General features: G+C 34.6%; 6 protein-coding genes. 3 read left to right on the top strand and 3 right to left on the bottom strand.

What is annotated here, in order from left to right; genetic code table 11:
• Nucleotides 1-194: 194 nt before the first annotated feature.
• The gene (locus tag ACFWE9_RS25785) at nt 195-662 is read right to left on the bottom strand and encodes a hypothetical protein (protein WP_377359493.1); all 468 of its coding nucleotides are present in this window, start codon (nt 660-662) and stop codon (nt 195-197) included.
• Between the two features lie 87 nt (nt 663-749).
• Nucleotides 750-1,178, bottom strand: coding sequence for a hypothetical protein (locus tag ACFWE9_RS25780; protein ID WP_230162671.1), 429 nt, complete (start codon nt 1,176-1,178; stop codon nt 750-752).
• A gap of 239 nt (nt 1,179-1,417) precedes the next feature.
• Between ACFWE9_RS25780 and ACFWE9_RS25775 the strand changes: the two genes are divergently transcribed.
• The 3 genes from ACFWE9_RS25775 to ACFWE9_RS25765 all read left to right on the top strand — a co-directional run bounded on the left by ACFWE9_RS25775 (nt 1,418) and on the right by ACFWE9_RS25765 (nt 4,626).
• Nucleotides 1,418-2,200: an STAS domain-containing protein gene (locus ACFWE9_RS25775; RefSeq protein WP_377359491.1), complete on the top strand. Its 783-nt coding sequence runs from the start codon at nt 1,418-1,420 to the stop codon at nt 2,198-2,200.
• 333 nt (nt 2,201-2,533) lie between these two features.
• Complete coding sequence (gene psiE / locus ACFWE9_RS25770; RefSeq protein ID WP_377359488.1) at nt 2,534-2,968, top strand: phosphate-starvation-inducible protein PsiE; 435 nt, start codon at nt 2,534-2,536, stop codon at nt 2,966-2,968.
• 821 nt (nt 2,969-3,789) lie between these two features.
• Nucleotides 3,790-4,626, top strand: a complete 837-nt coding sequence (locus ACFWE9_RS25765) for an RMD1 family protein (protein WP_377359486.1) — start codon at nt 3,790-3,792, stop codon at nt 4,624-4,626.
• A 76-nt stretch (nt 4,627-4,702) separates the two neighbouring features.
• On the opposite strand, the gene ACFWE9_RS25760 is transcribed toward ACFWE9_RS25765, so the two are convergent.
• A complete protein-coding gene (locus ACFWE9_RS25760) occupies nt 4,703-5,092 on the bottom strand; it encodes a VOC family protein (protein ID WP_230162664.1) in 390 nt (129 codons plus the stop codon).
• Nucleotides 5,093-5,334: the final 242 nt, after the last annotated feature.

The raw sequence follows: 5,334 nt of genomic DNA, 5'->3' as shown, positions 1-5,334 counted from the left end.
GCGCGGTGGCGGCCGGGCTATTATCATTACATATCTAATCAGTATAAATGGTTTAGTACTTTCTCTTTTTTCAAAAAACAATCCCATTACGAAACACCGCCTAATTATCATGCCCTTTTTAGTTCCATAAAAAAGCTAATCAGCTCCTGATTTTGAAGTAACGCACCTGGCAGTTAAAAAAACCATATCATTGCTTAGTTCCTCAAATATACGACACTGTCGCTTCTTTCCACTTGAAAATTTAAATCATCCTTAATATTAAGCATATCACCAGCATCTTTATAATTCTCAGATTTAAAAGATATACCATATCCATTATTCTCAGGATAACCATATAAATAGCAGACCACTTTTCCATCGTTCAAAAATACAATTTGATTCATTCCTTCATTTACTGTTTCACTAATATTATCCCATTTATAACCTACCGTTTCATATATATGATCTTTCGGGGTATATGGTCCAAAGGAATATACTACATCCCAGTCAAACGGTGTTACATCTACTAAATTTATTGTTTCAACGGAATGCCCAATTGATAACACTCCTTCTTTTAATAATGCTTCGTTTACATCCCATAAATCCTTATGTAATAGATATTTATAGATAGCTATACATATTAGACCGAAAGCTATAATCACTACTGTCTTTTTAGTTTTCATGTCTCCCCTCCAACTTGAACAGCAACCTTCCTACTAGATGTTTTAATGAAAAATACAGTTGTTTTATTTATCAACTGTATACATGTGCTACTCACTTGTTAGTATAAGTTCTCTTGATTTAGCGTCATAAATCTTATAACCTATTTCAAACTCATGATCCTTTGTTACGGTGACCTTACAATAGTAGGGAACTGCCCTTCCGTAAGCATCCAGGTCAGGAATATCCTCGAAATAAAATAGCTCATCCGTATCAGGCATTTCAAATGACGCTTCGCTGGAGCGTCCAGAAGAACTTATCTCGATGATGCAACTTCCATTTACAACATCATACTCTTTAAATAGCATATATTTTAGGCTTGGGAGAGTTATAACTAATAATAATCCGCCAAATATTAGTGCAGAAAGAGCTTTCAACGTATCGAAAAAAGTAAATTCTTTTTCAATAAACATAGAAATAAACAAAAAAATACTTAAGAAAAATAACGCTACACCCATTATTAGTAAACCATAAAACATGTTCATCCTTCTTCCTATACTGATTGAATAATTATATATACGTATTTTCAATTGAATCGTTTCAAATTCTTCCCATCTTGTTTACCGCTTCAAAGATAACTTCATATGTCTCATTGGAAGCCAGGTAGGAAAGCAATTTCACCTAGGATTTTCATGTATATCATAATTAACTATGATTCAATCGCTTGTTGAATTTTATTAATTAATTTACACTTTGTGATAAGGGGAGTGAAATCATAATGAAAAAAGATGTTTTTAATGAACATTATCTAACTCATCCAGAAATGTTATATAAGGAAATCATCGAGTATTCAGTCGAAACTATTGTTATTCACGCAGACTATGAAATTTTATATATTAATGAAGCAGGTACTAAAATTATGAGAGGAACCAAAGAAGAAATTATTGGTTCTTGCTTATTAGATCGTTATAGAAAAGAAAGCAAACCTTTAATAAAAGAAAGCATACAAAAATCTATGGTTGAAAATGTACCAGGAGAGTTAATGGAAGAAAAAATGTACACGCTGGATGGTACATTAATGGATATAGAACTATATTGTCTTCCTGTACAATATGGTAACAAAAGAGCGCTACAAACCACTATTAGAGATATATCTACCCGAAAAGAAATAGAAAGACATCATAAAAGAGAGATTAATAAAGTGTCAGCCCCTATTGTACCTGTATATGACGGAATTTCGGTTCTCCCCCTAGTCGGCTCTATTGATTCAGGCAGAGCCAAGCAATTATTAGAAACTATCCCTAAAGAAATGCAAAAACAGAATGTTCATTGGTTGATTATAGATTTTTCAGGAATTTATAACTTTGATAAGTTTGTCACTGCATATTTATTAAAAATTAAATCAGTATTGGAACTGCTCGGTGTTCGCACCATTATCACAGGAATAAAACCAGAGTTCGCTCAGTTGGCCGTTCACCTTGGAATAAACATATCTTCTATACATTCAATGGCTAATGTTAAACAAGCACTGCAAAGTTTAGGTATTGGAAAAGTTGAATAAGAAAAGGATTAATTGTCTGTATTAAATGAGGATAAGCAAGTGAGCATAGTTCCGAATATCAAACGATAGATTCATTTAACAATACTGAACATGCATATTTAAGAATTAAATGAAGTGATTTATCGGATAAGCACAACAAGCTGGATATAAGTAATCTGAAAACGCAGATTACTATGATAAGGCAATGCCGAATATTATAAAGTACTGTGTATTGCTTTCCATTTGATACGTTCTTATATAGATGATATAAGTGCCTGGGATGCCTAACAAGGGAAGTGCTAGATTTAATGACTATAGCGTGAACCATAAAATTTGATATCCGGGGGAGTGCCGATGAGTCATAGTCATAGTAAAAAGAAGAAAAAATGGGAAAGTCAAAATATAGCCGATATCCTTCAATTTGTCTTGAATATCGCCTTGATTTTATTAGCTTTATCATTATGTGTGTTACTTGGTAAGGAGATTCTTTATTTCATTAAAATAGCATTCTTTGATCCAGAAATAAGGATAGAATTGGTATTATTAGAGCGTATCTTAATTTTCTTTTTGTATTTTGAATTCATAGCTATGATTGTAAAATATTTCAAAGAGGATTATCACTTTCCGATACGATATTTTCTCTATATCGGCATAACGGCAATGATACGGCTCATTATTGTCCATCATAAAGATCCGGTACATACTCTTATCTATACATTGTCCATCTTGGTGTTGATCATCAGTTTTTACATTATGAGCTCTGTAAAAGCTCGCAAAGAGAAACTATAACTTTATTTTTAATTAACATCACCTTTATGTGGGCCGCTGGATACTATCTTTTGGTTATCGTTCAATCATAAGTATGATCCTAGAATCAAAGGATAGATCAGGTGAATGATCTATCCTTCTTTTTGAGTTTTTCAATTCGCTAAGCTCGTCTTCCCCATTAATAAAGCTAAGCAAATGAACCACTTACCATATCGTCACCTCTTATCTAGCTTTAATAAGATGTCTCTAAGTAAGTTGTTTCTTTCCTTTTGAGTTTTTAGAAAGCTGATTAAAAACCAAACAATAAATGCTATTGGAATCAAATAAAAAAGTATCCCAGTAAGTGCCATCATGTCTACCCAATCCATTGTCTCTCTCTCCAATCTTTCTATACTAGAATAAATATAGGGGATAAATAAGCACAGTCTTTTAATACTTTTATCTCAACAATATCATAACCTTATCCTACTTACCTAACCCTTTAATGCCATAGGAAAAAAGCTGCCTTAAAGACAACTCTGATCTTCGTCTAAAGCACCTGTTGGTTCATTAAGAAAAATCGCTAAGCTAAAGTTATTGCCCTCATAAATTCTTGAACGACTTCCCCAAGGATGGTAGCCGTCACCTATAGAAGTGACTCCATATTTTTTATATTTCCGTGTATGACGATTACTGTGTTTCTCTGAGACGGTTTATGTAAGTATATTTCACTTTCTTACGCATGCTATATATATATTCTGAATGATTTCCACAAAAGGGATACTTCAAGAATTCTTCAAGCATGTTTTTGGAAAGATAGAATAAAATCGAAAAAGACCAATTCGCTGAAGAGAGTGATATACATGGAGCCAATTACCTTTAAAGCATTTGCAATCACTAATGAAATTGATTTGAACAAAATCGCCATTCATTGCGGCATTCCCAAAAAATTCACCTGGGAAGAGCCTTTAATCCTTAAAGACGATATTCTAAATTCCATCCTTAATAAAAATGTGAATGAATCGCAACAGGTGCTGGTTTTTTCCTTTGGCAGCATTGTCTTCATTAATTACGCACACGCGAATGAGATAAAGGAATTTTTAGCCTTTATCCATTCTTTCGAGCCGGATATTGATCTCGTCCATGTAGATAGATATACGGACGATTACAACCTTCACTTCAGAGAAACTGAAAACATCAGGTTTACCGACGAATATGTATTGGTGCCAAAATTTGAATTATTCTACCCTGAATTAATTTCCACTGTTCTTGCAAAATCGGTGGCACTCGAAAAAACTGAGGAACAACTCGGAAAAATCCACGACAAGCTCGAAACCATGATAGACCGACTTGAGAAAGGAAAGCTGAGAATCGGCAACAAGGAACTAGCGAGAACGACAGCCAAAATCGTACGTCACGAGTACAACACCCTTGCGTATATCATGATTCTGGATAAACCCGATATTACATGGACAAGCAGCATTGCCGGCGAATTTTATGACAGAATGCTGGATTTTTTTGAATTGAATGATCGGTATAAAATCTTGAAAAGTAAAACCGAAATTTTATATAACATTATGGATGGGTTTTCTAACATCAGCCATTCGATCAGGGGATTATTCGTAGAATGGATCATTGTGATTCTAATTGTCTTTGAAATAGTCTTGACGGTTTTAGAAATTGCAGGATGGATACCATGAATCCAGAATCTTATTCAACTACACTGTCCCGTTACTACGAAAAGAGCAAGCAATGGCAGCCTTTATCCTTGCCCACTTATAGATCTTTTTGATTAACATTAAGTTCAACCAAATTACCATCTGGGTCGGCACAGAAAATTTGTGCGAATCCACTTTTTCCGTCTGGTTTTTCAAGGATTTCAACTTCATTCTGTTTTAACCATTTAAGAGTATCATGGTAGTTCTCGACTCTAAGGGCAAAGTGACCTTCCCTGCTGGATAAGCTTTTATCCTTACGAATCGTCTGAGAAGAGGGATCGACTATCAAGTGAAGTTGATTTCCCTCTATTTCAAACCAGGCACCTGGAAAATCAAAATCGGGACGCTGTATTTCTTTTAAACATAAAGTTTTACCATAGAATTCTTTTGCTCTTTCCAAATCTGTCACAGTAAGACTTACATGATGGAGACATTTATATTTAATCAAACCCTTCACTTCTTTCATTTCAATTGGTTTTTTACCTTAGGCGTTTTGAGGTTAATATGCCCGCATTGCATCTGGAGCTTGATCGTTTCATGTAATCAATTCGGCAACCATAAGCAATAATCCTTCTTCAACTAACCTGCCCCTATGGTTGCATAAAATCGAGTAGGAGGAGGCGCCTAGCCTCCGACCTCTCACACCACCGTACGTACCGTTCGGTATACGGCGGTTCAGTTTAAGTCTGA

The sequence above is a fragment of the Peribacillus sp. NPDC060253 genome (assembly GCF_042727425.1).
GTDB lineage: Bacteria > Bacillota > Bacilli > Bacillales > DSM-1321 > Peribacillus.
This window is presented reverse-complemented; position numbering and strand designations above follow the sequence as displayed.

Coding starts and splice junctions, on each gene's coding strand:
- ACFWE9_RS25785 (WP_377359493.1), bottom strand. CDS start 662: ATGAAAACTAAAAAGACAGTAGTGATTATAGCTTTCGGTCTAATATGT.
- ACFWE9_RS25780 (WP_230162671.1), bottom strand. CDS start 1,178: ATGTTTTATGGTTTACTAATAATGGGTGTAGCGTTATTTTTCTTAAGT.
- ACFWE9_RS25775 (WP_377359491.1), top strand. CDS start 1,418: ATGAAAAAAGATGTTTTTAATGAACATTATCTAACTCATCCAGAAATG.
- psiE (WP_377359488.1), top strand. CDS start 2,534: ATGAGTCATAGTCATAGTAAAAAGAAGAAAAAATGGGAAAGTCAAAAT.
- ACFWE9_RS25765 (WP_377359486.1), top strand. CDS start 3,790: ATGGAGCCAATTACCTTTAAAGCATTTGCAATCACTAATGAAATTGAT.